We start from the raw sequence: 22,860 nt of genomic DNA, 5'->3' as shown, positions 1-22,860 counted from the left end.
GGCTCTCACTCACTCCCCGCGGACGTCTCGGCGAGCGCGTTCGCGCCACCGACGATCTCGCTGATTTCCTGCGTGATCTCGGCCTGACGGGCCTGGTTGGCCACCCGGGTCAGGTTCTCGATCACATCCTTGGCGTTGTCGGTCGCCGACTTCATCGCCCGCCGGCGCTGTGCGTGCTCGGAGGCCGCGGCCTGGAGCAGCATGTGCCAGATCCGGCTCTCGATGTAGTTCGGCAGAAGGGCGTCGAGGACGGCTACGGCCGAGGGCTCGAAGTCGTACGCCGGCAGTCGTCCCTGGGCATCCTCGTCGGGAAGCTCTTCGGCCTCCTCGATCTCCAACGGGAGGAGACGGCGTACCTGGGCGGTCTGCGTCAGCATCGAGACGAACTCGGTGAAGACGATGTGGATCTCGCCCACACCGCCCTCCTCGGTCTCCTTGTTGAACTCCTCGACGAGGGCACGGCCGATCGTCTCGGCGTTCTCGAAGCGCGGGTTGTCGCTGAAACCGGTCCACTCGGCGGCGAAGTCCCGCTCACGGAAGCGGTACCAGCCGACACCCTTGCGGCCGACGATGTACGGAACGGGCTCCTTGCCCTGTTCGCGCAGCAACGTCATGAGACCCTCGGCCTCGCGGAGGACGTTGGCGTTGTAGCCGCCGGCGAAGCCGCGGTCGCTCGTGATCAGGAGCACCGCGGCCCGCTTGGAATCGGGCTTCTCCGCCAGGAGCGGGTGGCTGATGCCGACGTTGTGGCTGACCAGCGCGGAGATCGCGCGCGTGATCTGCCGGGCGTACGGACCCGACTCCTTGACCCGCTGCTGTGCCTTGACGATGCGGGACGAGGCGATGAGCTCCTGCGCACGCGTGATCTTCGCCATCGACTTCGTCGAGGCGATGCGCCGCCTTACGACGCGAAGCTGGGCGCCCATCCGCTACTTCTTCCTCACGCGGGTGATCTTTTCCTGCTCCACGTCACCCTCGTCGATCGCCTCGACCGTCTCCTCCTCGACGAGGAGGCCGTGGCTCGTGGTCTCGAAGCCCTGCTTGAAGTCCTTGATCAGGTCCTTGAGCTTCGTGGCGGCGTCGTCGTCGAACTTGCCGGTCTCCCGGATCGTCTCCAGCAGGCCGGACTCGTTGCGCTTGATGTGGTCGAGCAGCTCGCTCTCGAACCGGCGGATGTCCTCCATCGGCACCTCGTCCAGCTCGCCGTTGGTGCCAGCCCAGATCGAGATGACCTGCTCCTCCATCGGGAACGGGTCGTTCTGCGGCTGCTTGAGCAGCTCGACCAGGCGTGACCCGCGGTCCAGCTGGGCGCGCGACGCGGCGTCGAGGTCGGACGCGAAGGCCGCGAACGCCTCGAGGTCACGGAACTGGGACAGGAACAGCTTCAGGTTGCTCGTGGCCTTCTTCATCGCCTTGGTCATCGCGGCGCCGCCGACGCGGGACACCGAGATACCGACGTTGATGGCCGGGCGGACACCCTGGTTGAACAGGTCGGTCTCCAGGAAGACCTGCCCGTCGGTGATCGAGATGACGTTGGTCGGGATGTAGGCCGAGACGTCGTTGCCCTTGGTCTCGATGATCGGCAGGCCCGTCATCGACCCGGCGCCGAGCTCGTCCGAGAGCTTCGCGCAGCGCTCCAGGAGACGCGAGTGCAGGTAGAAGACGTCACCGGGGTACGCCTCGCGGCCCGGCGGGCGGCGCAGCAGCAGTGAGATCGCGCGGTAGGACTCGGCCTGCTTGGACAGGTCGTCGAACACGATCAGGACGTGCTTGCCCTCGTACATCCAGTGCTGGCCGATGGCCGAGCCGGTGTAGGGGGCGATGTACTTGTAGCCCGCGGGCTCGGAGGCCGGGGCCGCCACGATGGTGGTGTACTCCAGCGCGCCGGCGTCGCGCAGCGTCGCCTGCACCTGCGCGATCGTCGAGCCCTTCTGGCCGATCGCGACGTAGATGCAGCGGACCTGCTTGTCGGGGTCGCCGGTCTCCCACGCCTGCTTCTGGTTCAGGATCGTGTCGATCGCGACCGTGGTCTTGCCGGTCTGCCGGTCGCCGATGATGAGCTGGCGCTGGCCGCGGCCGATCGGCGTCAGGGCGTCGATCGCCTTGATGCCGGTCTGCAGGGGCTCGCCGACGGGCTGGCGCTGCATGACGCCGGGCGCCTGCAGCTCGAGCTCGCGACGACCGCTCGTCTCGACCTCGCCCTTGCCGTCGATCGGGTTGCCGAGTGAGTCCACGACGCGGCCCAGGTAGCCGTCGCCGATCGGGACGGACAGGACCTCGCCGGTACGGCGGACCTGCTGGCCCTCTTCGATCTTGGAGAAGTCGCCCAGGATGACGACACCGATCTGCCGAACGTCAAGGTTCAGCGCGATGCCGCGCGTGCCGTCCTCGAACTCAAGGAGTTCGTTCGCCATGGCCGAGGGCAGGCCCTCGACGAAGGCGATGCCGTCGAAGCACTCGACGACGGTCCCGACCTCCTCGCGCGCGGCGGCTTCCGGCTCGTATGCCTGCACGAAGCGCTCGAGCGCGCCCCGGATCTCCTCCGGCCGGATCGTCAGCTCCGCCATGTCTTCTTCGTCTCTCTCCGTGAGTCCAATGCGTGGGTTCAGCTCGCCCGTTCGATGCGCCGGCGGATGTCTGCCAGGCGGCGAACGATGGTGCCGTCGATTTCCTCATCCCCCACTCGGATGGACATTCCACCCAATACGGAGGGATCGACCTCAATGTTCAAGTGAACGTCGTGGTCGTACTGTGCCGAGAGCGCGGCGGCGAGGCGTGTCCTCTGCTGCTCGCTCAGCTCCACGGCGGTGCGGACCACCGCGACAAGGCGGTTACGGCGCTCGGCGGCGATGCGGCCGAACTCGGCCAGCACACGCTCAAGACTACGTCCTCGCGGATGCGTCACCGCCTCGATGATCAACCGCAATGCCGACGTGGTCGTCTTGCCCTCGAGCAGGTCGGTCAGCAGCTCGGCCTTGCGGTCGACCGACACGCGCCGGTCGGCCAGCACACCGCGCAGCTCCGGCTGCCCCTCGACGATGCGGCCGAACCGGAACAGCTCGTCCTCGAGGTCGTCCAGGTCGCCCGAGGCCTCCGCGCTCGCCACCGTGGCGATCACGGCGAGCCGCTCGAGCGCGTCGGTGAGGTCGATCGACCGCGTCCACCGCAGCCGTACGACGTCCGCGACGAACTCGGCGGTGCCCGCGGCGACCTTGCCCTCGAGTACGGCGGCGGCGAACTCGCCCCGCTGCTCCGGGGGCCGGGCCGGGTCGGACAGCGCCCGCCGCAGCACGTGCTCGCGATCGAGCAGCCGCAGCACCGCGAACAGCTCGTCGCCGAGCGTCGCGGCCTCGCCCGCGGACAGCGCGGAATCGAGCCGCTCCTCCGCATCGGCGAGTGATGCCCTGCTAGCGCCCCTCATATCTAGGCCTCCGCCCGCGCCCGGTCCTCGAGCTGGTCGAGGAATCGGTCGACGGTGCCGCGGCGGCGGGCCTCGTCCTCCAGGGACTCGCCCACGATGCGACCGGCCAGGTCGACCGCCAGCTCACCGATCTCCGTGCGCAGCCGGGTGAACGCCTGCTGGCGGTCGGCCTCGATCTGGGTGTGCGCCTGGTCGATGACGCGCTGGGCCTCGGTCTGAGCCTGCTCGCGCATCTCGGCGATGATCTGCGCGCCCTGCTCGCGAGCCTCCTCGCGAAGACGAGCGGCCTCGTGCCGCGCCTCGGCGAGCTGCTCCTTGTACTGCTCGAGGAGCCGCTGAGCCTCGTCCTGGGCCTCTTCGGCCCGCTTTATACCGCCCTCGATCGCGTCGGTGCGCTCGGCGAGGGTCTGCTGGATCCGCGGGATCAGCATCTTGCCGAGAACGAAGAGCACGACGAGAAACGCGAAGATACCGAAGACCAGCTCCGCCGCGTCGGGGAGCAGGGGGTTCGGGTTCTTCGTCTCCGCGGCAAGGAACCCGGCGGCGTGTTCGGCCAACATCATGGCGTGCACAGCCTTCCGTCAGAGGACCTGGGTCAGGAGGTGTAGATGAACGGCGCGACCAGACCGATCAGGGCGAGCGCCTCACTGAAGGCGAAGCCCAGCAGCATGTTCGTGCGGATGGTGCTGGTCAGCTCCGGCTGACGGGCGATCGCGTTGACGCCCTGGCCGAAGACGATGCCGACGCCGATGCCCGGGCCGATCGCGGAAAGGCCGTATCCGATCGACTTCAGGCCGGGGTTGATGTTCGTCTCGGCGACGGTCGTCGTAGCGGCGGCGAGGAAGGACATTCGTAATTCCTTTACAGTCGGCCGGCGGGTCGTCTCCGCCGGTCAGGTGTTGACGATCTGCGGTCGGGTCTCAGTGGTCGGAGTAGAGGCCGGCGCTTATGTAGAAGGCGGCCAACAGTGTGAAGACGTAGGCCTGCACCGCCTGGATGAACAGCTCGAAGGCGGTCATGACGATGGTCAGGACCACTCCGAGGATGCCCACGCCGAAGCCGAGCGGGGTGACCTTCTCCCAGAGGAAGTGAAAGGCGACGGTCGCGAAGAGTGCGATCAGGATATGACCGGCGAACATGTTCGCGAAGAGTCGTACGGCGTGCGTGAACGGCCGGATGAAGAACGTCGAGACGAACTCGATCGGGATGACGATGATGTACAGCGGCTTCGGCAGGTCGGGCGGCATCGTCGCGTTCTTCAGCAGACCGAAGAAGCCCTGGTTCTTGACCCCCACGACCCAGAAGGTCAGGTAGATCAGGACGGCCAGCACGAGGGGGAACGCGATACGGGAGTTCACCGGGAACTGCGCGACCGGCACGACCGACATGAGGTTGCCGATCCACACGAAGAAGAACACCGGGATCAGCAGGCGCATCCAGGGCTCGGCGTCCTTGCCCAGGAAGGGCCGGCCGATCTCGTCGCGCACGAACACGTAGGCGACCTCGCCGACGTTCTGCCAGCCGCGGGGTACCAGCTGCGGCTTGGAGAACGCGGCCCAGAAGAAGCCGACAACAATGATCATGACCAGCAGGACCAGGACGATCGGCTTGGCGACCGCGAAGGAGCCTATGTGAAAGAGGGGCTTCCACTCGAACAGGCCGAGTCCCGGGGCTTCGAAGTCTTTGGCGAGGATGTGCGGGGCGCTCACCCGGTGTTCCTTTCGCTGTCGTAGCTCATCGTGGCGGCAACCTTGCTGTCGTCTCGGTGGGCCACGGCCCCGCTCGGCGCGTTCAGCGGCCGTAGCGGACGTAGACCAGGTATCCAGCGAAGACCAGGCCCAGCACCAGGAAGATGGGTAGCAGTGCTTGGATATCCAGCCAACGAGCGAGGAGCCAGCCCGCACCGCCGAAGACCAGCATCCCAGCCAGAATGGTGGCGGGGGCAGCCGACACGGCGTTGGCGAACTCGCGGTCTTCCGACTCGGTGGGCAGACGCCCATTTCCAGTCATCGCGCTCCGGACGATAGCAGGCCACCTGCCGCATAGTCATATTGGAGTAGTCCAATGTCATCATGCGCCCGGTTTGCCAAGGTCACGCGACCCCCGGCCGGGGTCGACATAGGGGGTCTTGGCGTTGATCGTGGCGTTCACCTCGGCGGCGAGCCACACGATGGTGAGGGCGAGCACGGTCCAGCCGAACGCGTGGGCGTTCCAGGCGGTCACGTGGTTGAGCGCCGCGATCAGCGCGATCACCGCCACCAGCTTGACGAGGTAGCCGAACAGACCCGCGGCCATCACAAGTTGTTGCGACAATCTCGAGACATAGCTGACGACGAGCATCCCGAGGGTGAAGAATACGAGAACGAGGACAGCCCCAATGGCCGAGCCGAGCGCGCCCTTGCCTCCTGCGAGCAGGAGACCGGCGATGATGGCGCCCAGTCCGGCGAGACTTGTGGGGATCACGGCGCCGCGGAGGATCCGGGCGTCGGTGGAGTGCATGTGTGCTCCGGGGTGTTCACAGTGGGTGGTTGCTGCCCGCTCGTGAAAGATATCACAAGCTTCTCAGACTCCAGGATTACCCGTCAAGTAATGGCAAAGTGCGCAGTTCAGGCGGGTTGCCGTGGTCGCTCATCAGCTGATCGCTCCGCCGTACGGTGCCGTCGCCCGTGGGGCCGCAGTTGCGGGAAGGCCATCACGACGAGTGCCGCGATCGCGACCAGGCTCGCGACCGACAGCACCACGAGCGGCGACTTGACCGCCGACAGCGCGACCACGCCGAACGAGAACAGCCCCGTCCACAGGTACATCACCAGGGCGGCGCCCCGGTGGGAGTGGCCCATGTCGAGCAGCCGGTGGTGCAGGTGCTTTTTGTCCGGCGCGAACGGCGACCGGAGGTCGTAGGAGCGGCGGATCACCGCCATCAGCATGTCGGCGTACGGGACGACGAGGATCGCGAGCGGGATCAGCGGCAGGATCGTCGGGAACCGGTTGATCGAGCCGCGCAGCGCGACCGGGTCGAACCCCGACACCGTGATCATGGACGTGGCCAGGAGCAGCCCGATCAGCATCGACCCGGTGTCGCCCATGAAGATCCGCGCGGGGCTGAAGTTGTGCGGCAGGAACCCCACGCACATGCCGGCGAGGACCGCCGCGATGAGCGCGGGCGCCGACTGGTGGTCGAGGTGCACGACGACCGTGACCAGGAAGGCGTAGAGGAAGAAGGCGAGCGCCGAGACGCCGACGATGCCGGCGGCCAGACCGTCGAGGCCGTCGATGAAGTTGACCGCGTTGATCGTCGCGACCACGAGGACGATCGTCAGCGGCACGCCGTACGACGGGGGCAGCACGAGGGTGCCGCCCGGCAGCGGGATCCACAGGAGCTGCACGCCGTTCATGATGAGCAGGCCCGCGGCCGCGACCTGACCGGCCATCTTGGTCAGCGCGTCGATCTCCCACCGGTCGTCGGCGATGCCGACCACGACGAGCAGGCCACCGGCCGACAGCAGGCCGATCCAGGTCGGGCTCTCGGTGAAGACCTTGTGCAGGTGGGGCAGGCGCGAGGCCATGAGGAGCGCCGCCAGCATCCCGAAGAACATCGCGAGCCCGCCCAGGCGTGGCGTCGGGATCGCGTGGACGTCGCGGTCGCGCACCGGGGTCATCGCCTTGAACCAGATGGCGAACTTGAGCACCAGCGGCACAAGGAGGTAGGTGACGATCGCGCCCGTCAGGAACGTGAGGATGTACTCCCTCACCGCTCCACCTCCCTTGACCGGGCGCCGGCGCCCGCTACGAACCAGGCACCAACTCTATTGCTCCCGGCCGACCAGGACGCGCGTCCACGGGTACTCACGTCCCGCGACCGGCACATCACATTTCAGTCACCCTGCGTGAGCCTCCGCAGCTCAGCACCGGTGCTCGCTAGTGTGCGCCCGTGAAGGTCACCCGGATCTGCGCACTTGTTCTCGCACTCGGCTCCGGCTGCGCGCACGGCATGACGCTGCCCGAGGCGGCCGATCGGCTCGAGTCCGACTCCCGCGGCGTCCTGGCCGAGGGTGCGCGACGGCTCGGCGCGCCCGGCGCGCGCCCCCGGATCGTCTTCAACGACCGTCATCCGTGCGGGGGCGGCAGGTCCCGCCGGCTCCTGCGCGGCACCGTCCCCCTGCGTCACGGGCCCGATCCACGCGTCGATCTGGACAATGCGACCGATGTCACGATCGGATTGGCGCGGGCGCGGGGTTATCGGCTCGAACGCCCGCCGGCAATCACGCGCAAATTCCGTACTTTCACGATGGCGCGCGAAGGTTCCATCGTGCGAATGGTCGTCCAACTCCACGGCGGACATCACTCCTCCATGCGCATCGACGCCTCCACCGTCTGCCTTCCGGGCGCCTGACGGGCGCGCGTACGGCCGAGGGCGGCGCCGGTGACGCTGCGTTCTCCCAGGTCCCGGGGGCTCGCCGCTTGGTGGCGATCTCTCGGAGCGTGTGGATACGTGCCGACCTGATCCGTTAGACACCCGAATGAGGGCATTGGTTTGGCCACCGCGGTCACGAATACATCACGTACGCGAGACTCCCCCTCTTGCGCATCCCTTTTTCCGGGCAAGGACCGAAGCGTTCGGGCTGCTACCATCGCCGTTTCGTTCCGGCGAAACGATCATCAGGGGGATCAATGCGGGGAGTCGCGATGGTGACTCTGGCGGCCGGTGCCATCATCACCGCGCTCTCGCTGACCGCGGTCCCGGCGGGCGCCGAGGCCGGCTTCTGGCGGTCGGCCGGGCTGCGCGGAGTGGACGCCTTCGGCGTCTACCGCACGCATGCGGCCAGGGCGACGCTCTCCTTCTTACTCAAGGACGTCAAGAAGGACCGGGCCGTCGCCGCCGTCCGGTTCACCTTCACCGAGCGGCACCATGGCAACTCCGTACGGGTCGCGGCGCTCCGGCCCGGGGCACACCGCGCGTGGCAGACCGTGAGCTCGGCGAACACCGGACACCTGTACGTCCAGGAATGTGTCGGGACGTGGCACCGGAAGGTGTTCCGGACCAAGAAGTGCGCAGGCTGGCGCCGGCGCTACTGACGGGGCCGCTCCTCGGCGGAGGTTGCGGGCGCGTCCGTGCCGCTCGTCGCCTCGGTGGTCTCCACGGGCCCTGCGGGCTCAGCAGGTGCCGCGGGCTCGGCCGCCTCCGCCTGCGCGATCTCCACGGGCTCGGCCGTGTCGGCGGGCTCCTCGGACTTGGCCGCCTCGGCAGGCTCCTCGGACTTGGCCGCCTCGGCGGGCTCGGCCGGCTCTTCCGCGTGTTCGGTGGGCTCGTCCTCGTCGCTGAGCAGCACTCCGCACACCTCGCGGATGCGGTCTTCGGAGATGGCACCCGCGCGCAGGAGGCGAGGGACGGCGCCGGTGAGGTCCACGATCGAGGAGGGATCCGCCTCGCCGCTCGTGCCGTCGTCGAGGTAGACCTCGACGGACTCGCCGAGCTGTGTCTCGGCGTCCTTGGCGGTGCGGGCCGGCGCGGCGCCGGAGCGGTTGGCGCTGCTCACCGCGAGCGGCCCCGTCTCCTTGAGCAGCTCCAGCGTGAGCTGGTGCAGCGGCATGCGGATCGCGACGGTGCCCTTGCTGTCGCCGAGATCCCAGGCGAGGGTGCTGTTGGCCCGGCACACCAGGGTCAGCGCCCCCGGCCAGAACTCGTCCACGAGGTCCTGTCCGTACGTGCCGAAGTCCTCGACCAGCGCCTGGGCCGCGCGTACCGAGCCGACCAGCACCGGCGAGGGCATGTCGCGACCGCGGCCCTTGGCCTCCAGCAGCGCGTTCACCGCCGCGGGGGTGAAGGCGTCGGCACCGATGCCGTACACCGTGTCGGTCGGCAGCACCACCAGCTCGCCGCGGCGTACGGCCGAGACCGCCTCCGCGATCCCTCGCGTGCGCTCCATCGGGTCTGAGCAGTCATAGCGTCGGCTCACGGCCGCCATTCTTCCACCGCCCGGCAGTCCTTCACGCACGGGCTTCGAGCACGGGCTCAGTCGAGGCCCAGGCGTGCGGTGACGAAGCGGTCGCGGCCGGTCAGATCCTTGTGGTTGCGCATGTCGCGCCACCCGTGCTCTTCGGCGAAGATCCAGTAGACCGGGTTGCCCTGCAGGTCGCTGTGCTCGACCGCCGCCCAGCCGCCGGGGCGCAGCAGCCGCCGCGCCGCGCGCTCGACCACGCGCATCGCGTCCAGGCCGTCGTCGCCGCCGCCCCACAGGGCCGGCGGCGGGTCGAAGTCGCGCACATCCCCCGGGACGTACTCCCACTCGGACATGGGGATGTACGGCGGGTTGCTGACGACCAGGTCGACGGTACCGTCGAGATCACGCAGAGCGTCGGCGAAGTCTCCGAGGTGCAACCGGACCCGGCCGCGTTCGTCCAGATCCTCGACGTTGCGGGTGGCGTGGACGTAGGCCTTCGGGTCCTTTTCCACCGCGTGCACGCGCGCGCGGGGGACCTCCTGGGCGATGGACAGCGCGATGGCGCCCGAGCCGGTGCCGAGGTCCACGACGAGCGGGTCGCCGACGTCCATGGTGCGAAGCGTGTCGATCGCCCAGCCCGCGACCACCTCGGTCTCCGGACGCGGCACGAACACCCCCGGCCCCACCCGCAGCTCCAGGTAGCGGAAGAACGCACGGCCCGTGATGTGCTGCAGCGGCTCACCCGCCTCACGCCGTGCGATGCCCTCCCAGAAGCGCGCGTCGAAGGCGGCGTCGGGCACCCCGTGCAGCTCGGCACGCCTGACGCCGTGCACGAACGCCGCGAGCTCCTCGGCGTCGGCCCGGGGCGACGGAATCCCCGCGGCGGCCAGCCGTGCCGTCGCGCGGGCGATCTCGTCGGAGAGCAGATGGTTCATCGGTTATGTCACTGGTCAGGTTGCTTGTGCGAGCTTGTGCTCCATGTCGGCGTCGACGAGCGCCTGGATGACGTTGTCCAGATCACCGTCGAGCACCTGGTCGAGGTTGTAGGCCTTGTAGCCCACGCGGTGGTCGGAGATGCGATTCTCCGGATAGTTGTAGGTGCGGACCCGCTCGGAGCGGTCCACCGTGCGCACCTGGTTCTTGCGTTCGGCCGCCGCCGCGGCGTCGGCCTGCTCCCGCGCGGCGGCCAGCAGCCGGGCCCGCAGGATGCGCATGGCCTGCTCCTTGTTCTGGAGCTGGCTCTTCTCGTTCTGGCAGGAGACGACGATGTTGGTGGGCAGGTGCGTGATCCGGACCGCCGAGTCGGTGGTGTTGACGCTCTGGCCGCCCGGCCCGCTGGAGCGGAACACGTCGACGCGCAGGTCGTTCTGGTCGATCTGGACCTCGACGTCCTCGGCCTCGGGCACGACGAACACGCCCGCCGCACTGGTGTGGATACGGCCCTGGGACTCGGTCGCGGGGACCCGCTGGACGCGGTGCACACCGCCTTCATACTTCAGTCGCGCCCACACACCCTCGGCGGATGGGCGTGATTTCACCGCGACGGTGACGTCTTTGTAGCCACCGAGGTCGGAGTGCTGGGCGTCGATGACCTCGGTCTTCCAGCCGGCGCGCTCGGCGTAGCGGAGGTACATCCGCAGCAGGTCGCCGGCGAACAGCGCCGACTCCTCACCGCCCTCGCCGGCCTTGACCTCGAGAATGACGTCCTTGCCGTCGCTCGGATCGCGCGGCACGAGCAGCCGCCGCAGCGTCTCCTCGAGCTCTCCGATGCGCTTGTCCAGGTCGGCGGCCTCGTCGCCGAACGCCGGATCCTCGGCCGCCAGCTCACGTGCGGCAGCGGCGTCGTCGCGGGCGGCGCGCAGCTCGCGCCCGACCTCGACGATCGGGCGGAGCTCGGCGTAGCGCTTGCCGAGACGCCGCGCCTCGGCCTGGTCGGTGTGTACCGCCGGGTCGGCGAGCCGCTTTTCGATGTCGGCGAATTCGCTGGTCAGATCGTCGAGGTTCACGTCAGGTCCTGGGTTGGCACTGGGCAGGCAGGCCGACGCCGACCGGAGATCGCCTCTCCGGCCGGCGTAACACGCAATGGTTACTTCTCGTCGCCCGTGGCCTTCTTGTCGCCCGTGGCCTTCTTGCCGAAGCGCCGCTCGAACCGGGCCACACGGCCACCGGTGTCGAGGATCTTCTGCTTGCCCGTGTAGAACGGGTGGCAGTTGGAGCACACGTCGGCGTGAATGGAGCCATTCTGTGCGGTGCTGCGGGTCTCGAAGGTGTTTCCGCAGGTACACGTCACAGTGGTGACGACGTAGTCCGGGTGGATTTCAGGCTTCACTACTTCTCCTCGCTTCAGGCGGTCGCCGGGTCATCTCCGGGGATCCGGGGATGTGAACCGGTACCGCAGCGCGTACCAGTGTGCCAGATTGCACAACATGCCGAGGCCACCGCGCATTCCCCGGCCCGTACGGGGCCCGTAGGCTCCCGTGCGGGTTGCGGTCAACGCCCGACCGTGACCGGGTGTTCCAGAGGGCTCGGAGGGACCTCCTCCTCGCCGTGGGAGACCTTCGGCAGCCAGCCGAGCCAGCGGGGCAGGTACCAGTTGGCCTCGCCGAGCAGGGCCATCGCCGACGGCAACAGCACCGCGCGTACGACGGTCGCGTCCAGCAGCACGGCCACCGCCAGCCCCACTCCCATCTGCTTCATGTCCTGCATCGACAGCGTCCCGAACACCGCGAAGATGGCGACCATGATCACGGCCGCGCTGGTGACGACTCCGGCGCTGGAGCGGACCCCGTGCGACACGGCGTCGCGGGTACGCAGGCCGCGGTCGCGGGCCTCGCGGATCCGGGACACGACGAACACGTGGTAGTCCATCGACAGCCCGAACAGCACCACGAAGACGAACAGCGGCATCCAGGACTCGATCGCGCCGACCGGCTCGGCGCCGACCAGGCCCGCGCCCCAGCCGTGCTGGAAGACCGCGACCATGACGCCGTACGCCGCCGCCACCGACAGCAGGTTGAGCAGGATCGCGGTCACCGCGATGGCCACGGACCGGAACGAGACCAGCATCAGCAGGAACGTCACGATCATCACGAAGGCGAACACCGGCACGATGTCGTGGCGCAGCTGAGCGGTGAAGTCGAGCGACCCGGCGAGCTGACCGGTGACGTACGCCGTCGCCACGCCGCCGACGGTCGCCGGCACCAGCCGGTCCCGCAGCGTCGCGAGGGCGTGCTCGGAGACCGCGTCCGTGCCGTCGCCGGCGAGCGGCACGTCGATCTGGGCGATGTTCTGCTCCGCGTGCACGGTCACGGTGACCGGGGCGCCGAACTCCCGGCTGCGGCCGGCCTCGCTCTTCAGGCCGGCGATGGCCTGGGTGACCTGCGGCGACCGGATGTCGGTGGCCTTGACGACCACCTGCGCGGGCGCCGGCCCGCCCGGGAACGCGCGGGTGATCCGCTGGTACGCGTCGACCATCGGGGTGTCCTTGGACATCTGCTGGTCGAGGCCGAGGCTCTCGGTGTGCATGCCCACCGCCGGCGCGGCCAGCACGACCAGCACCCCGGCGGCCAGCACCGCGAAGATCCCGGGACGGGCCAGCACCGGGCGGAGGATGGCGGCCGAAAGGCGGCCGCTCTCGGTGCGACGGCCCCGGCGGCGGCCCAGGAACGGGACGCGGCCGAACTCCACCTTGTCCCCGATCAGGGACAGCAGCGCCGGCAGGACGGTCACCGAGCCGAGCATCGCGATCGGCACGACCAGCATGGTGGCCAGCGCGAAGCCCTTGAACAGCAGCAGGCCGGACAGGAACATGCCCGCCATGGCGAGCATGACCGTGAGCCCGGAGACCAGCACGGACCGGCCGGAGGTCGCGGCGGCGATGCGCAGCGCGGTCTCCTTGTCATGGCCCGCGGCCCGCTCGTCGCGCTCGCGGCGGATGTAGAACAGGCAGTAGTCCACGCCGACCGCCAGGCCCATGAGCAGCATCACCGAGCTCGTCGTGTCGAAGACGTGCAGGCTGTGGCTGGCCACGGCGAGCAGCCCGTTCGCCGCGACGAAGGCGGTCAGCGCGAGGCCGACCGGCAGCACGGCCGCCAGCAGCGCCCCGAACGCGATCAGCAGGATGCCGAGCGCGAGCGGCACCGCGGTCCACTCGGCCTGGGCGAAGTCCTTGCTCAGGATGTCGTTCAGCCATTTGCCCGAGCTCGCGTCGCCGAACTGGCCGATCGTGACCTCCGGATGGTCGGCCTTGACCCGGTCGACGGCGTCGAGGACGGGCTGTACCCGGTCCGGCGCGGTCGCAGGGTCACCCGTCATCTGGAAGCGGACCAGTCCGTCCCGTCCGTCCTTGGCGGCCAGGGCGGGCTGGAGGTGGTCGACACGGCCGGTCGCGCGTACGGCCGCCGCGACGGCCCCCGCCGCGTCGCGCCAGCCGTCCGGCGTACGGCTGTGCACGATCACCATCTCGCCGGCCGGGTGCTGGATCCCCGCGTCGGCGAGGATCTTCTCGGCGCGGAGGGAGTCGCCGGCGCCGTTCTGCTCTGGTTTCATCGTGACCTGACCGGCCATCGCGCCGATCATGCTGGCGGCGATCACGAACAGCAGCCAGCCGATGATCGCGGTCTTCCGGTGCCGCACGCTCCAGCCGCCGATCCTCGCGGCGAAGGAAGAGTGTGGCGTGTGCCTGCCGATGTGGCGTCTCATGAGGGTCTCCCGACTCTTTGGGGTTGCCCGAGACGCTAGAAATCCGCCGCGGCCCACCCCAGCCGGTCAGCCCCCGCTCCACGGTGGATGTGAACCCCGGCGATGGTGGTGCCGGCACCACCATCGCCGGGTCGCTGACCCCAGTGACCGGCGACGGCCCACTCGCGAGACTCGAGAAGGCAAAATAAGACCGGGATCGGGAGGAATGATGAACATTCGAACCACGGCACTGGCGGCCGTACGCGGCCTGGGCCTGGCCCTGCTTGCCATGGTCGGATCGCTGGTGTTGTTCATCCTGATGGTCGTCTCGATCTCGCTGACTCCGGTGGTCATCGGCGTCGTCCTCGTACCTCTGGTCGCGCGTCTCGCCCGTTCGCACGCCAACCTGCGCCGTCGGCTGGCGTACCGGTGGTTCGGCGTGGAGATCAAGGAGCCGTACCGGCCGAAGCCGCACTTCCAGGGCGGCCTGATCGGGGCGCTGGAGCGGTACCGCTGGGTCATGATGGACCGGGCGACCTGGCGTGACCTGCTGTGGATGATCTGTGACGCGACGGCCGGCTTCACCCTGGCGATCTTCGCCTTCTCGCTCCCCTTCTACGGCCCGTACGGCTGGGTCCTCGCACTCGGCGTGTGGCGCCCGATCGTGCACTCGGGCGGTAACGAGTGGTACACCTTCGTGCCCATCAGCGACCAGGCGACCGCGACGATCGCGGGACTCGTCGGTTTCGTGTACGCGGGGCTGGGCCTCTGGCTGACCCCGAAGACCATGCACCTGCACTCACGGCTGACCGCCGCCCTGCTCGCTCCGACGCACGAGCGTGAGCTGGAGCTGCGCGTGGCGCGCCTCACCGAGACCCGCTCCGACGCCCTCGACTCCCAGGCCGCCGAGCTGCGCCGGATCGAGCGCGACCTGCACGACGGAGCGCAGGCCCGGCTCGTGGCCATGGGCATGAGCCTCGGCGCCATCGAGCACCTGCTCGAACGCGACCCGAAGAAGGCGAAGGTCCTGTTGTCCGAGGCGCGTGAGTCCTCCTCCAAGGCCCTCACCGAGCTGCGCGACCTGGTCCGTGGCATCCACCCTCCGGTCCTGGCCGAACGCGGGCTGGGAGACGCCGTACGCGCCCTCGCGATGGCCAGCCCGCTCCAGACCGAGGTGTCGGCCGAGATCCCCGGCCGCATCGAGGCGCCGGTCGAGTCGGCCGCCTACTTCGCGGTCTCGGAGATCCTCACCAACGCGGCCAAGCACTCCGGCGCGCGGCGTGTCTGGCTGGACCTGCGGCACGAGAACGGCATGCTCCGCATCGTGATCACCGATGACGGGCAGGGCGGCGCCGCCATGTCCCATGGCACGGGAATCAGCGGCATCGAGCGGCGAATCGGTACATTCGACGGAGTCCTCGCCCTCAACAGTCCCGTGGGGGGTCCGACGATGGTGACCATGGAGCTGCCATGCGAGCTGTCCTCGCCACAGCCTTAGTGACTCAGGAGCCGTGATGCGTGTCGTCCTCGCCGAGGATCTGTTCCTGCTGAGAGACGGCCTCATCCGGCTCCTTGAGGCGTACGACTTCGAGATCGCGGCCGCGGTCGACAACGGGCCGGAACTCACCAGGGCTCTGCTCACGGTCAAGCCGGACGTGGCCGTGGTCGACGTACGCCTGCCGCCGACCTTCACCGACGAGGGCCTCCAGGCGGCCCTGCACGCCCGTCGTGAGGTGCCGGGGCTGCCGGTGCTCGTGCTCTCGCAGCACGTCGAGCAGCTGTACGCCCGCGAGCTGCTGGCCGATGGCAGCGGCGGCGTGGGCTACCTGCTCAAGGACCGGGTGTTCGACGCCGACCAGTTCGTCGACGCCGTACGCCGGGTGGCCGCGGGCGGCACGGCGATGGACCCGCAGGTGATCTCCCAGCTGCTGGCCCGCAAGTCACGGGACGAGCCGCTCGGCGACCTGACCCCGCGCGAGCGCGAGGTGCTCGGCCTGATGGCGGAGGGGCGTTCCAACGTCGCGATCGCGCAGCGCCTCGTCGTCACCGAGCGGGCCATCGCCAAGCACACGTCGAACATCTTTCTCAAGCTGGACCTGCCGCCCTCGGACGACGACAACCGCCGCGTTCTCGCCGTCCTCGCCTATCTGAACGGCTCCTGAGTCAGCTCTGGCCGAGGTAGGCGAGGACCGCCATGACGCGGCGGTGCGTGCTGTTCGTGTGCTGGAGGCCGAGTTTGAGGAAGATGTTGGAGATGTGCTTTTCCACCGCGCCGTCCGTGACGACGAGCCGGCGGGCCACCGCCGCGTTGGACAGGCCCTCGGCCATCAGGCCGAGCACCTCGCGTTCGCGGGGGGTCAGTGCCTCCAGCCGGTCGCCACGGCGCCGGCGGCCCAGGAGCTGGGCGATCACCTCCGGGTCGATCACCGTGCCGCCCTCGGCCACCCTGCGGACCGCGCCGAGGAACTCCGCCACGTCGGCCACACGCTCCTTGAGCAGATAGCCGACGCCGTCGGCGCCGCCGCCGATGAGGTCGGTGGCGTAGCGCTCCTCGACGTACTGGGAGAAGACGAGGATCGGGGTGCCCGGCACCCGCTGCCGCGCCTCCAGCGCGGCGCGCAGCCCCTCGTCGGTGAAGGACGGGGGCATGCGTACGTCCACGATGGCGAGGTCAGGACGGTGCTCCTCGACGTTCGCGACAAGGCCTGGGCCGTCGTCCGACGTGGCCACCGTCTCGATGCCCTCGTCGGCGAGGAGCCGGATCAGGCCTTCCCGCAACATCACTGCGTCTTCCGCGATCACGACCCGCACGGCCCACAGCCTAGAGGAATGCGCCGGAAGACGGACACGTCCCGCCGTTCGTGAGAGAAGCCCGGCGGTGCGCCGGGCTTTTCGTCACGGTTCGCTCACCAGACGGAGGGAAGATCCGCCCTGATCACCGTGGGGCCGCCGAGCGGGCTGTTGACGGTGAGGATCCCGTCGATCCCGGCCGCACGGTCGGCCAGACCGGCCAGACCGCCGCCGGGAGAGGCGCTCGCGCCACCGACGCCGTTGTCGGAGACCTCCACCACGATCCAGTTCTGGTCGCGGCTGACGCGCACGGAGGCGTGGGTGGCGCGGGCGTACTTATTGATGTTGGTGAGGGCCTCGGAGACGATGAAGTACGCGATGCTCTCCACCGCCGCGGGCGGCCGGGTGGGCAGGTCGACGTCAACGGTGACCGGCACCTCGCCGCGCGCGGCCACCGCGGAGATCGCCGCGTCCAGGCCGCGGTCGGTGAGGATCGCGGGGTAGATGCCGCGCGCGAGGTTGCGCAGCTCCACGATGGCGTCCTTGGCGCCGGCGTGGGCCTGCTGGATCAGCTCCTGCGCGGCCACGGGGTCGCTCTCCAGCTTGGCCCGCGCCCGGCCGAGGTCCATCGCCACCGCGAGCAGCTGCTGCTGGGCGCCGTCGTGAAGGTCACGCTCGATGCGGCGGCGCTCGGCCTCGGCGGCGTCCACCCCGCGTGCCCGGCTCGCCTGGAGCTGTGCCGTACGCACGCGCAGTCGCTGGGTCTCGTTCGGGCCGAGGAGATAGCGGGCGAGCGCGCCGTGGGCGTAGCCGACACCACGGACGACGTACAGGGTCGCCCCGGCGAGCGCTATCCCGAGTGGGATCGCCGGCAGGGTCGCGATCGTGTTGTCGAACCAGATCTGCCGGCCGCCGATCGTGAGGTACAGGAAGCCCGCCTGCTGCCAGTTGATCGTGAGCGGTGTCGCGATGAGCCCGGCGGAGGCGGACCAGAGGCCGACCGACAGCACGAACTCAAAGATGCCCAGCGGGAAGACCAGGAAGAGGTAGACCAGGTCCTTCCAGGTGGCCGGGTCGCCGGCCATCGTCCTCAGCTTCCTGACCGGCTTCGCGCCCTCGGGCATCGCGCGGTACGGCCTGGGGATCTCGACGCCGAAGGCCGCCTTCACGAGCCGGCGTTCGAGGATCGCGGCGGCGCGCCAGAGAACCATGGCCAGGGCGAAGCCGAGCACACCGACCCAGATGACCAGCGTGCCCGCGGAGACCGACAGGAGCACGACCAGGCCGACGAAGTAGACCAGTCCCAGAGGAAAGTGCAACAGCAGGTAAGCCGCCGACCGCCAGGTCAGCGATTCCCTCGCCAACCTCAGCGGCCCGAACCTCCGCTGGGAGGGTGTCATTTCGAGCGTGCTGTTCACCGCTGTCCCTTTCGCGCCGCCATCAACCGTACGGCTACAGCCTCGCTAACGGCAGCCCCGCGCACCATGGAGCGTCCCAGCGTCGTCGTGGTGGGGCTATCCCCACCACGGGCCCCGACCACAGGCCCCGACCACAGGCCCCGACCACGGGTCTTGACCACGGGTCCCGGTGTCCGGAACGCGAGGACGCCCCGGGCGAATGACCCGGGGCGTCCTCTTCACGCGTTCACGCGTCGCGTCAGTCGTTGTTCAGCGTGGTCTTCTGCACCTGGAGCAGGAACTCGGCGTTGGACCCGGTCTCCTTCATCTTCTCGATGAGGAGCTCCAGGGCCTGCTGGGCATCGAGCGCGTGAAGCACCCGTCGCAGCTGCCAGACGACCCGCAGCTCCTCCGGAGCCATCAGGATCTCTTCCTTACGAGTGCTGGAGGCGTCGACGTCGATGGCCGGGAACACGCGCTTGTCGGCGAGTTCGCGGCGCAGCCGCAGCTCCATGTTGCCGGTGCCCTTGAACTCCTCGAAGATGACCTCGTCCATACGGGAGCCGGTCTCGATCAGCGCGGTCGCGAGGATCGTCAGCGAGCCGCCGTTCTCGATGTTGCGGGCGGCGCCGAAGAACCGCTTCGGCGGGTACAGCGCCGTGGAGTCCACACCACCGGACAGGATCCGGCCGCTGGCCGGGGCCGCCAGGTTGTACGCCCGGCCGAGGCGGGTGATCGAGTCGAGCAGCACGACGACGTCGTGGCCCAGCTCGACGAGCCGCTTGGCACGCTCGATGGCCAGCTCGGCGACCATGGTGTGGTCGTCCGCCGGGCGGTCGAAGGTCGAGTGGATGACCTCGCCCTTCACCGTCCGCTGCATGTCGGTGACCTCTTCAGGGCGTTCGTCGACCAGAACGACCATCAGGTGGCACTCGGGGTTGTTCTTGGTGATCGCGTTGGCGATCGCCTGCAGCACCATCGTCTTGCCGGCCTTGGGCGGCGAGACGATCAGGCCGCGCTGGCCCTTGCCGATCGGGGCGACGAAGTCGATGATCCGCGTGGTGAGCTGCGTCGGGTCCTGCTCGAGGCGCAGCCGCTCCTGCGGGTAGAGCGGGGTCAGCTTGGAGAAGTCGACGCGGCCCTTGGCCTGCTCCGGCTCCATGCCGTTGACCGTGTCGAGGCGGACGAGCGCGTTGAACTTCTCGCGCCGCTCACCGTCGCGCGGCTGCCGCACGGCGCCGGTGATGACATCGCCCTTGCGCAGGCCGTACTTGCGGACCTGGGCCAGCGAGACGTAGACGTCCTGCGGGCCCGGCAGGTAGCCCGTCGTACGGACGAACGCGTAGTTGTCGCGGATGTCCAGGATGCCGGAGACCGGGATCAGGACGTCGTCCTCGGCGATCACCGGGTCGGCCTCGCCGTAACGCTCCCGGCCGGTTCCACGGCCACGGTTGCGCTCGCGGAACCGTCCGCGCCTGCGGCCGCGGCCACCGCTCTCGTCGTCGTCATCGTTTTGGCGGTCGTTCTGCCGGTCGTTCTGGCGCTGACCCTGGCCGCCGCGCTGACCCTGGCCGCCACCACGATTGTCATCGCGCTGGCCACGGTTGTCATCGCGCGGTCCGCGGTTGTCGTCGCGCTGCCCGCGGTTGTCGTCACGCTGGCCACGGTTGTCATCGCGCTGCCCGCGGTTGTCATCGCGCTGCCCGCGGTTGTCATCGCGCTGGCCACGGTTGTCGTCGCGCTGGCCGTCGCGGTTGCGGTTGCTGCGCTGGCGCTGACGCTGCTGGCCCCCGCCGTCACGACCGCCGCCCTCGCGGCCGTTTTCGCGGCCGTTTTCGCGGCCGTTCTCGCGAGCGCCGCCCTCACGGGCACCGCCCTCGGACTCGGCCGAGTCGCTCCGGACTTCTTGCTGGCCCTGCTGGGCGGCGTCGTCGCGCCTGGGCGCGCGCTCGCGCCGTGGCTGCTGGGACTCGCCGCTCTCCGTGTCGGCGGCGACCGGCGCCGTCGTGGGCTCACTGTCAGTCTTAGGCGACGATGTCGCCTGTTCACCGCCGCCGGCGTTCTGCGCCTGCTTCTCCTGGATGGCAGCGATGAGCTGGCTCTTGCGCATGCCGCCCGTACCGCTGATGCCGAGGCTGGAGGCAAGAGCCTTCAGCTCAGGGAGCACCATCGCCGACAGGCCGGTGCCCGTGCGACGACGCCGCGGAGCAGCAGGAGCCGCTTCTTCGGCAAGGGTGGCGTCAGGCGCCGTTGTAGCTGCGTCCGTGAGGAGTTCGGTGGATTCGCTCACTAAGGGTCCTTCCCAGGGAGCGGGTGTGGCCGCCGTCGGCCAGGCAACCCGGTAGTGCGAGCCGGCGGGGGCGCCGGATCAGTCGAGCTCTGCTGATCTGGTGTTGATCGGCGAAGAGTTCTGCCCACAGCCAGATGGTGGAGGCAGGTCGCCGGATCTGATCCCCGATCCCGTTACGTCCGAAGCTTTGCCTGAACAATGAACGACGAGCGGTTTCGGTGCCGGGGAACCACATCCGCATCACGCGGCCGGCATAAGCCGGAGTGGCCGACGAGCCCACGCCCCCGAGCGGGGCATCTGGTGCGGCACTTAGCCTAACATCACCTGGGCACACTGCTATTCCCCAGAGGTCGATGTCGCGTGTCACTGATCAATTGGCTGAACGCATGCGCCATGGGGGGCCACATCCAGCGGCTGTATGTGCCACGAACTACCCACTTCCGCGCCAATTGAATCAACTTCGCCATCGCGGAAGGCGAGTGCGAGAACCGTCGGTCCCGCACCGGAGACCACGGCGGCGACGCCCTTTCCGCGCAGCCGCTCGACCAGGTCCAGCGACTCGGGCATCGCCGGAGCGCGGTAGGACTGGTGCAGCCGGTCCTCGGTGGCGTCGAGGAGGAGTTCGGGAGACGCGGTCAGCGCCGCGATGAGCAGCGCGGCGCGTCCGGAGTTCGCGGCGGCGTCGGCGTGGGGCACCATCTCCGGCAGCAGCCCGCGGGCGCGCACGGTGGACAGGTGCGAGTCCGGTACGAGCGCCACCGGCCGTACGCGCGGGGAGACGCCGAGTCTGGTCAGGCGTGGCCCGCCGGAGGTCTGCCAGGCGATCGTGAGGCCGCCGGCGAGACAGGGCGCGACGTTGTCGGGATGCCCCTCGATACGGGTGGCCAGTGCCAGGACGTCCTCGTCGGTGAACTCCGCGCCATCGGGGTGCAGGGCACGCGCGGCCAGGATGCCGGCGATCGTCGCCGCCGAGGAGGATCCGAGCCCGCGAGCGTGCGGGATGCGGTTGACGCAGCGGATCCGTAGGCCCTCCGCGGCGCCGCCGATGCCCGCGTACGCCGCACGGAACGTCTGCGCGACCAGGTGCCCCTCGCCGCGGCCCGCCGTGTCCTCGCCCTCCCCGCTGACCTCGATCGACAGGCCGGAACCGGCCATCTCGATCTCGACGTCGTCGTACAGGCCCAGGGCCAGGCCGAGCGCGTCGAAGCCGGGTCCGAGGTTGGCGCTGGTGGCGGGGACGCGTACGCGTACCGCTCGGGTCAAGTGAGCTCCAGGGCCGACGCCGCCGCGTGGGCGTCCACCGGCACCGTCAGCGGCGCGGGCGCGCCGGAGATCGCCCAGTCGGGGTCCTTCAGGCCGTGTCCGGTCACGGTGCAGACGACGCGCTCCCCCGGCCGTACGAGGTCCTCGTCGCGGGCCTGCAGCAGGCCGGCGACGCTCGCCGCCGACGCGGGCTCGACGAAGACGCCCTCCTCACGGGCCAGGAGACGGTAGGCGGCGAGGATCTGCCGGTCGGTGACGGCCTCGATCGCGCCGCCGGACTCGTCGCGCGCACGGATCGCGAGATCCCAGGAGGCGGGGTACCCGATGCGGATCGCGGTGGCGATGGTCTGCGGTGCGAGGACCGGCTCGCCACGGACGATCGGCGCGGCGCCGGCGGCCTGGAAGCCGAGCATGCGCGGGCGCGTGTCGTATTCCTGGTAACCCATCCAGTAGGCGGAGATGTTGCCGGCGTTGCCGACGGGCAGGCAGTGGACGTCCGGTGCGGCGCCGAACGTGTCGACGATCTCGAACGCGGCGGTCTTCTGCCCCTCCAGCCGGTAGCGGTTCACCGAGTTGACCAGGGCGACCGGGTAGTCGGCGGAGAGCTTGCGCGCGAGCTCGAGGCAGTCGTCGAAGTTGCCGTCGACCTGCAGGAGCCGGGCGCCGTGCACGAGTGCCTGCGCCAGCTTGCCCATCGCGATCTTGCCCTGGGGCACGAGAACCGCGCAGACCATGCCGGCGCGTACGGCGTAGGCGGCGGCCGCTGCGGCGGTGTTGCCGGTGGAGGCGCAGATGACCGCCTTGGCGCCTTCTTCGGCGGCCCGGCTGATCGCGAGCGTCATGCCGCGGTCCTTGAACGAACCGGTCGGGTTGGAGCCCTCGACCTTGAGGTGGACGTCGCAGCCCGTGAGCTGGGAGAGCCGTGGAGCCGGGAGCAGTGGTGTGCCGCCCTCGAGCAGGGTGATGACCGGCGTGTCGGCCGTGACCGGAAGCCGGTCACGGTATTCCTCGATGACCCCCCGCCATGCCTTGGTCACGTGCTCCTCCTGACCTGCGATGATCGTGGGCCGAGTCTAC

The 22,860-nt window shown here is 69.4% G+C and carries 23 protein-coding genes; 4 read left to right on the top strand and 19 right to left on the bottom strand.

The genetic code is table 11. The features are described 5' to 3' along the window. Positions 1-5: 5 nt before the first annotated feature. The 9 genes from FB559_RS21070 to FB559_RS21030 all read right to left on the bottom strand — a co-directional run bounded on the left by FB559_RS21070 (position 6) and on the right by FB559_RS21030 (position 7,173). A complete protein-coding gene (locus FB559_RS21070; protein ID WP_141957228.1) occupies positions 6-926 on the bottom strand; it encodes a F0F1 ATP synthase subunit gamma in 921 nt (306 codons plus the stop codon). Positions 927-929: 3 nt separating this feature from the next. Beyond that, positions 930-2,567 carry a F0F1 ATP synthase subunit alpha gene (gene atpA, locus FB559_RS21065; protein WP_141957227.1) on the bottom strand — a complete coding sequence of 546 codons (1,638 nt, stop codon included), beginning with the start codon at positions 2,565-2,567 and terminating at the stop codon, positions 930-932. 38 nt (positions 2,568-2,605) lie between these two features. Then, a complete protein-coding gene (locus tag FB559_RS21060; protein ID WP_141957226.1) occupies positions 2,606-3,421 on the bottom strand; it encodes a F0F1 ATP synthase subunit delta in 816 nt (271 codons plus the stop codon). Positions 3,422-3,423: 2 nt separating this feature from the next. Continuing rightward, complete coding sequence (locus FB559_RS21055) at positions 3,424-3,981, bottom strand: F0F1 ATP synthase subunit B (RefSeq protein WP_141961829.1); 558 nt, start codon at positions 3,979-3,981, stop codon at positions 3,424-3,426. A 35-nt stretch (positions 3,982-4,016) separates the two neighbouring features. Continuing rightward, the gene (gene atpE / locus FB559_RS21050) at positions 4,017-4,271 is read right to left on the bottom strand and encodes an ATP synthase F0 subunit C (RefSeq protein ID WP_141957225.1); all 255 of its coding nucleotides are present in this window, start codon (positions 4,269-4,271) and stop codon (positions 4,017-4,019) included. 70 nt (positions 4,272-4,341) lie between these two features. Beyond that, positions 4,342-5,130: a F0F1 ATP synthase subunit A gene (atpB, locus tag FB559_RS21045; RefSeq protein ID WP_141957224.1), complete on the bottom strand. Its 789-nt coding sequence runs from the start codon at positions 5,128-5,130 to the stop codon at positions 4,342-4,344. 82 nt (positions 5,131-5,212) lie between these two features. After that, the gene (locus FB559_RS21040; RefSeq protein WP_141957223.1) at positions 5,213-5,431 is read right to left on the bottom strand and encodes an AtpZ/AtpI family protein; all 219 of its coding nucleotides are present in this window, start codon (positions 5,429-5,431) and stop codon (positions 5,213-5,215) included. 60 nt (positions 5,432-5,491) lie between these two features. Continuing rightward, complete coding sequence (locus tag FB559_RS21035) at positions 5,492-5,920, bottom strand: Cg1360 family ATP-synthase-associated protein (protein WP_141957222.1); 429 nt, start codon at positions 5,918-5,920, stop codon at positions 5,492-5,494. Between the two features lie 107 nt (positions 5,921-6,027). Beyond that, the gene (locus FB559_RS21030; protein ID WP_141957221.1) at positions 6,028-7,173 is read right to left on the bottom strand and encodes an MraY family glycosyltransferase; all 1,146 of its coding nucleotides are present in this window, start codon (positions 7,171-7,173) and stop codon (positions 6,028-6,030) included. A 179-nt stretch (positions 7,174-7,352) separates the two neighbouring features. Between FB559_RS21030 and FB559_RS21025 the strand changes: the two genes are divergently transcribed. Together FB559_RS21025 and FB559_RS21020 are read left to right on the top strand one after the other, a co-directional pair. After that, positions 7,353-7,814, top strand: a complete 462-nt coding sequence (locus FB559_RS21025; protein WP_141957220.1) for a hypothetical protein — start codon at positions 7,353-7,355, stop codon at positions 7,812-7,814. A 293-nt stretch (positions 7,815-8,107) separates the two neighbouring features. Next, positions 8,108-8,497, top strand: coding sequence for a hypothetical protein (locus FB559_RS21020; RefSeq protein WP_141957219.1), 390 nt, complete (start codon positions 8,108-8,110; stop codon positions 8,495-8,497). Here FB559_RS21020 and FB559_RS21015 read toward each other — a convergent pair. The 5 genes from FB559_RS21015 to FB559_RS20995 all read right to left on the bottom strand — a co-directional run bounded on the left by FB559_RS21015 (position 8,491) and on the right by FB559_RS20995 (position 14,064). Next, the gene (locus FB559_RS21015) at positions 8,491-9,378 is read right to left on the bottom strand and encodes an L-threonylcarbamoyladenylate synthase (protein WP_141957218.1); all 888 of its coding nucleotides are present in this window, start codon (positions 9,376-9,378) and stop codon (positions 8,491-8,493) included. The two genes, FB559_RS21020 and FB559_RS21015, sit on opposite strands and share 7 nt — an antisense overlap. A 56-nt stretch (positions 9,379-9,434) precedes the next feature. Beyond that, positions 9,435-10,298, bottom strand: a complete 864-nt coding sequence (prmC, locus tag FB559_RS21010; RefSeq protein WP_141957217.1) for a peptide chain release factor N(5)-glutamine methyltransferase — start codon at positions 10,296-10,298, stop codon at positions 9,435-9,437. 15 nt (positions 10,299-10,313) lie between these two features. Further along, positions 10,314-11,369: a peptide chain release factor 1 gene (prfA, locus tag FB559_RS21005; RefSeq protein ID WP_141957216.1), complete on the bottom strand. Its 1,056-nt coding sequence runs from the start codon at positions 11,367-11,369 to the stop codon at positions 10,314-10,316. A gap of 80 nt (positions 11,370-11,449) precedes the next feature. Then, the gene (gene rpmE, locus FB559_RS21000) at positions 11,450-11,692 is read right to left on the bottom strand and encodes a 50S ribosomal protein L31 (RefSeq protein WP_141957215.1); all 243 of its coding nucleotides are present in this window, start codon (positions 11,690-11,692) and stop codon (positions 11,450-11,452) included. 161 nt (positions 11,693-11,853) lie between these two features. Then, complete coding sequence (locus tag FB559_RS20995) at positions 11,854-14,064, bottom strand: MMPL family transporter (RefSeq protein ID WP_141957214.1); 2,211 nt, start codon at positions 14,062-14,064, stop codon at positions 11,854-11,856. A 208-nt stretch (positions 14,065-14,272) separates the two neighbouring features. Between FB559_RS20995 and FB559_RS20990 the strand changes: the two genes are divergently transcribed. Together FB559_RS20990 and FB559_RS20985 are read left to right on the top strand one after the other, a co-directional pair. Next, positions 14,273-15,541, top strand: a complete 1,269-nt coding sequence (locus FB559_RS20990; protein ID WP_141957213.1) for a sensor histidine kinase — start codon at positions 14,273-14,275, stop codon at positions 15,539-15,541. 16 nt (positions 15,542-15,557) lie between these two features. Then, the gene (locus FB559_RS20985; protein WP_141957212.1) at positions 15,558-16,205 is read left to right on the top strand and encodes a LuxR C-terminal-related transcriptional regulator; all 648 of its coding nucleotides are present in this window, start codon (positions 15,558-15,560) and stop codon (positions 16,203-16,205) included. Between the two features lies 1 nt (position 16,206). On the opposite strand, the gene FB559_RS20980 is transcribed toward FB559_RS20985, so the two are convergent. From FB559_RS20980 to thrC, 5 genes are all read right to left on the bottom strand, one after another. Then, entirely contained in the window at positions 16,207-16,854 is a 648-nt protein-coding gene (locus FB559_RS20980; RefSeq protein WP_141957211.1) for a response regulator transcription factor, read from the bottom strand. Between the two features lie 95 nt (positions 16,855-16,949). After that, complete coding sequence (locus FB559_RS20975; protein WP_246121837.1) at positions 16,950-18,251, bottom strand: sensor histidine kinase; 1,302 nt, start codon at positions 18,249-18,251, stop codon at positions 16,950-16,952. A 238-nt stretch (positions 18,252-18,489) separates the two neighbouring features. After that, the gene (gene rho / locus FB559_RS20970; RefSeq protein ID WP_141957210.1) at positions 18,490-20,520 is read right to left on the bottom strand and encodes a transcription termination factor Rho; all 2,031 of its coding nucleotides are present in this window, start codon (positions 20,518-20,520) and stop codon (positions 18,490-18,492) included. A gap of 363 nt (positions 20,521-20,883) precedes the next feature. Next, positions 20,884-21,783 carry a homoserine kinase gene (gene thrB, locus FB559_RS20965; protein ID WP_141957209.1) on the bottom strand — a complete coding sequence of 300 codons (900 nt, stop codon included), beginning with the start codon at positions 21,781-21,783 and terminating at the stop codon, positions 20,884-20,886. Then, positions 21,780-22,820 (bottom strand): threonine synthase, encoded by a 1,041-nt coding sequence (gene thrC, locus FB559_RS20960; RefSeq protein ID WP_141957208.1) that lies wholly within the window; start codon positions 22,818-22,820, stop codon positions 21,780-21,782. Before thrC ends, thrB begins: the two co-directional genes overlap by 4 nt. Between the last annotated feature and the right edge of the window lie 40 nt (positions 22,821-22,860).

Origin of the sequence: Actinoallomurus bryophytorum (assembly GCF_006716425.1) — a bacterium.
Lineage (GTDB): Bacteria > Actinomycetota > Actinomycetes > Streptosporangiales > Streptosporangiaceae > Actinoallomurus > Actinoallomurus bryophytorum.
This window is presented reverse-complemented; position numbering and strand designations above follow the sequence as displayed.

Excerpts from the sequence above, each read along its gene's own strand:
- FB559_RS21070 (WP_141957228.1), bottom strand. The coding sequence starts at position 926 with ATGGGCGCCCAGCTTCGCGTCGTAAGGCGGCGCATCGCCTCGACGAAG.
- atpA (WP_141957227.1), bottom strand. The coding sequence starts at position 2,567 with ATGGCGGAGCTGACGATCCGGCCGGAGGAGATCCGGGGCGCGCTCGAG.
- FB559_RS21060 (WP_141957226.1), bottom strand. The coding sequence starts at position 3,421 with ATGAGGGGCGCTAGCAGGGCATCACTCGCCGATGCGGAGGAGCGGCTC.
- FB559_RS21055 (WP_141961829.1), bottom strand. The coding sequence starts at position 3,981 with ATGTTGGCCGAACACGCCGCCGGGTTCCTTGCCGCGGAGACGAAGAAC.
- atpE (WP_141957225.1), bottom strand. The coding sequence starts at position 4,271 with ATGTCCTTCCTCGCCGCCGCTACGACGACCGTCGCCGAGACGAACATC.
- FB559_RS21040 (WP_141957223.1), bottom strand. The coding sequence starts at position 5,431 with ATGACTGGAAATGGGCGTCTGCCCACCGAGTCGGAAGACCGCGAGTTC.
- FB559_RS21035 (WP_141957222.1), bottom strand. The coding sequence starts at position 5,920 with ATGCACTCCACCGACGCCCGGATCCTCCGCGGCGCCGTGATCCCCACA.
- FB559_RS21020 (WP_141957219.1), top strand. The coding sequence starts at position 8,108 with ATGGTGACTCTGGCGGCCGGTGCCATCATCACCGCGCTCTCGCTGACC.
- prmC (WP_141957217.1), bottom strand. The coding sequence starts at position 10,298 with ATGAACCATCTGCTCTCCGACGAGATCGCCCGCGCGACGGCACGGCTG.
- FB559_RS20995 (WP_141957214.1), bottom strand. The coding sequence starts at position 14,064 with ATGAGACGCCACATCGGCAGGCACACGCCACACTCTTCCTTCGCCGCG.
- FB559_RS20990 (WP_141957213.1), top strand. The coding sequence starts at position 14,273 with ATGAACATTCGAACCACGGCACTGGCGGCCGTACGCGGCCTGGGCCTG.
- FB559_RS20985 (WP_141957212.1), top strand. The coding sequence starts at position 15,558 with ATGCGTGTCGTCCTCGCCGAGGATCTGTTCCTGCTGAGAGACGGCCTC.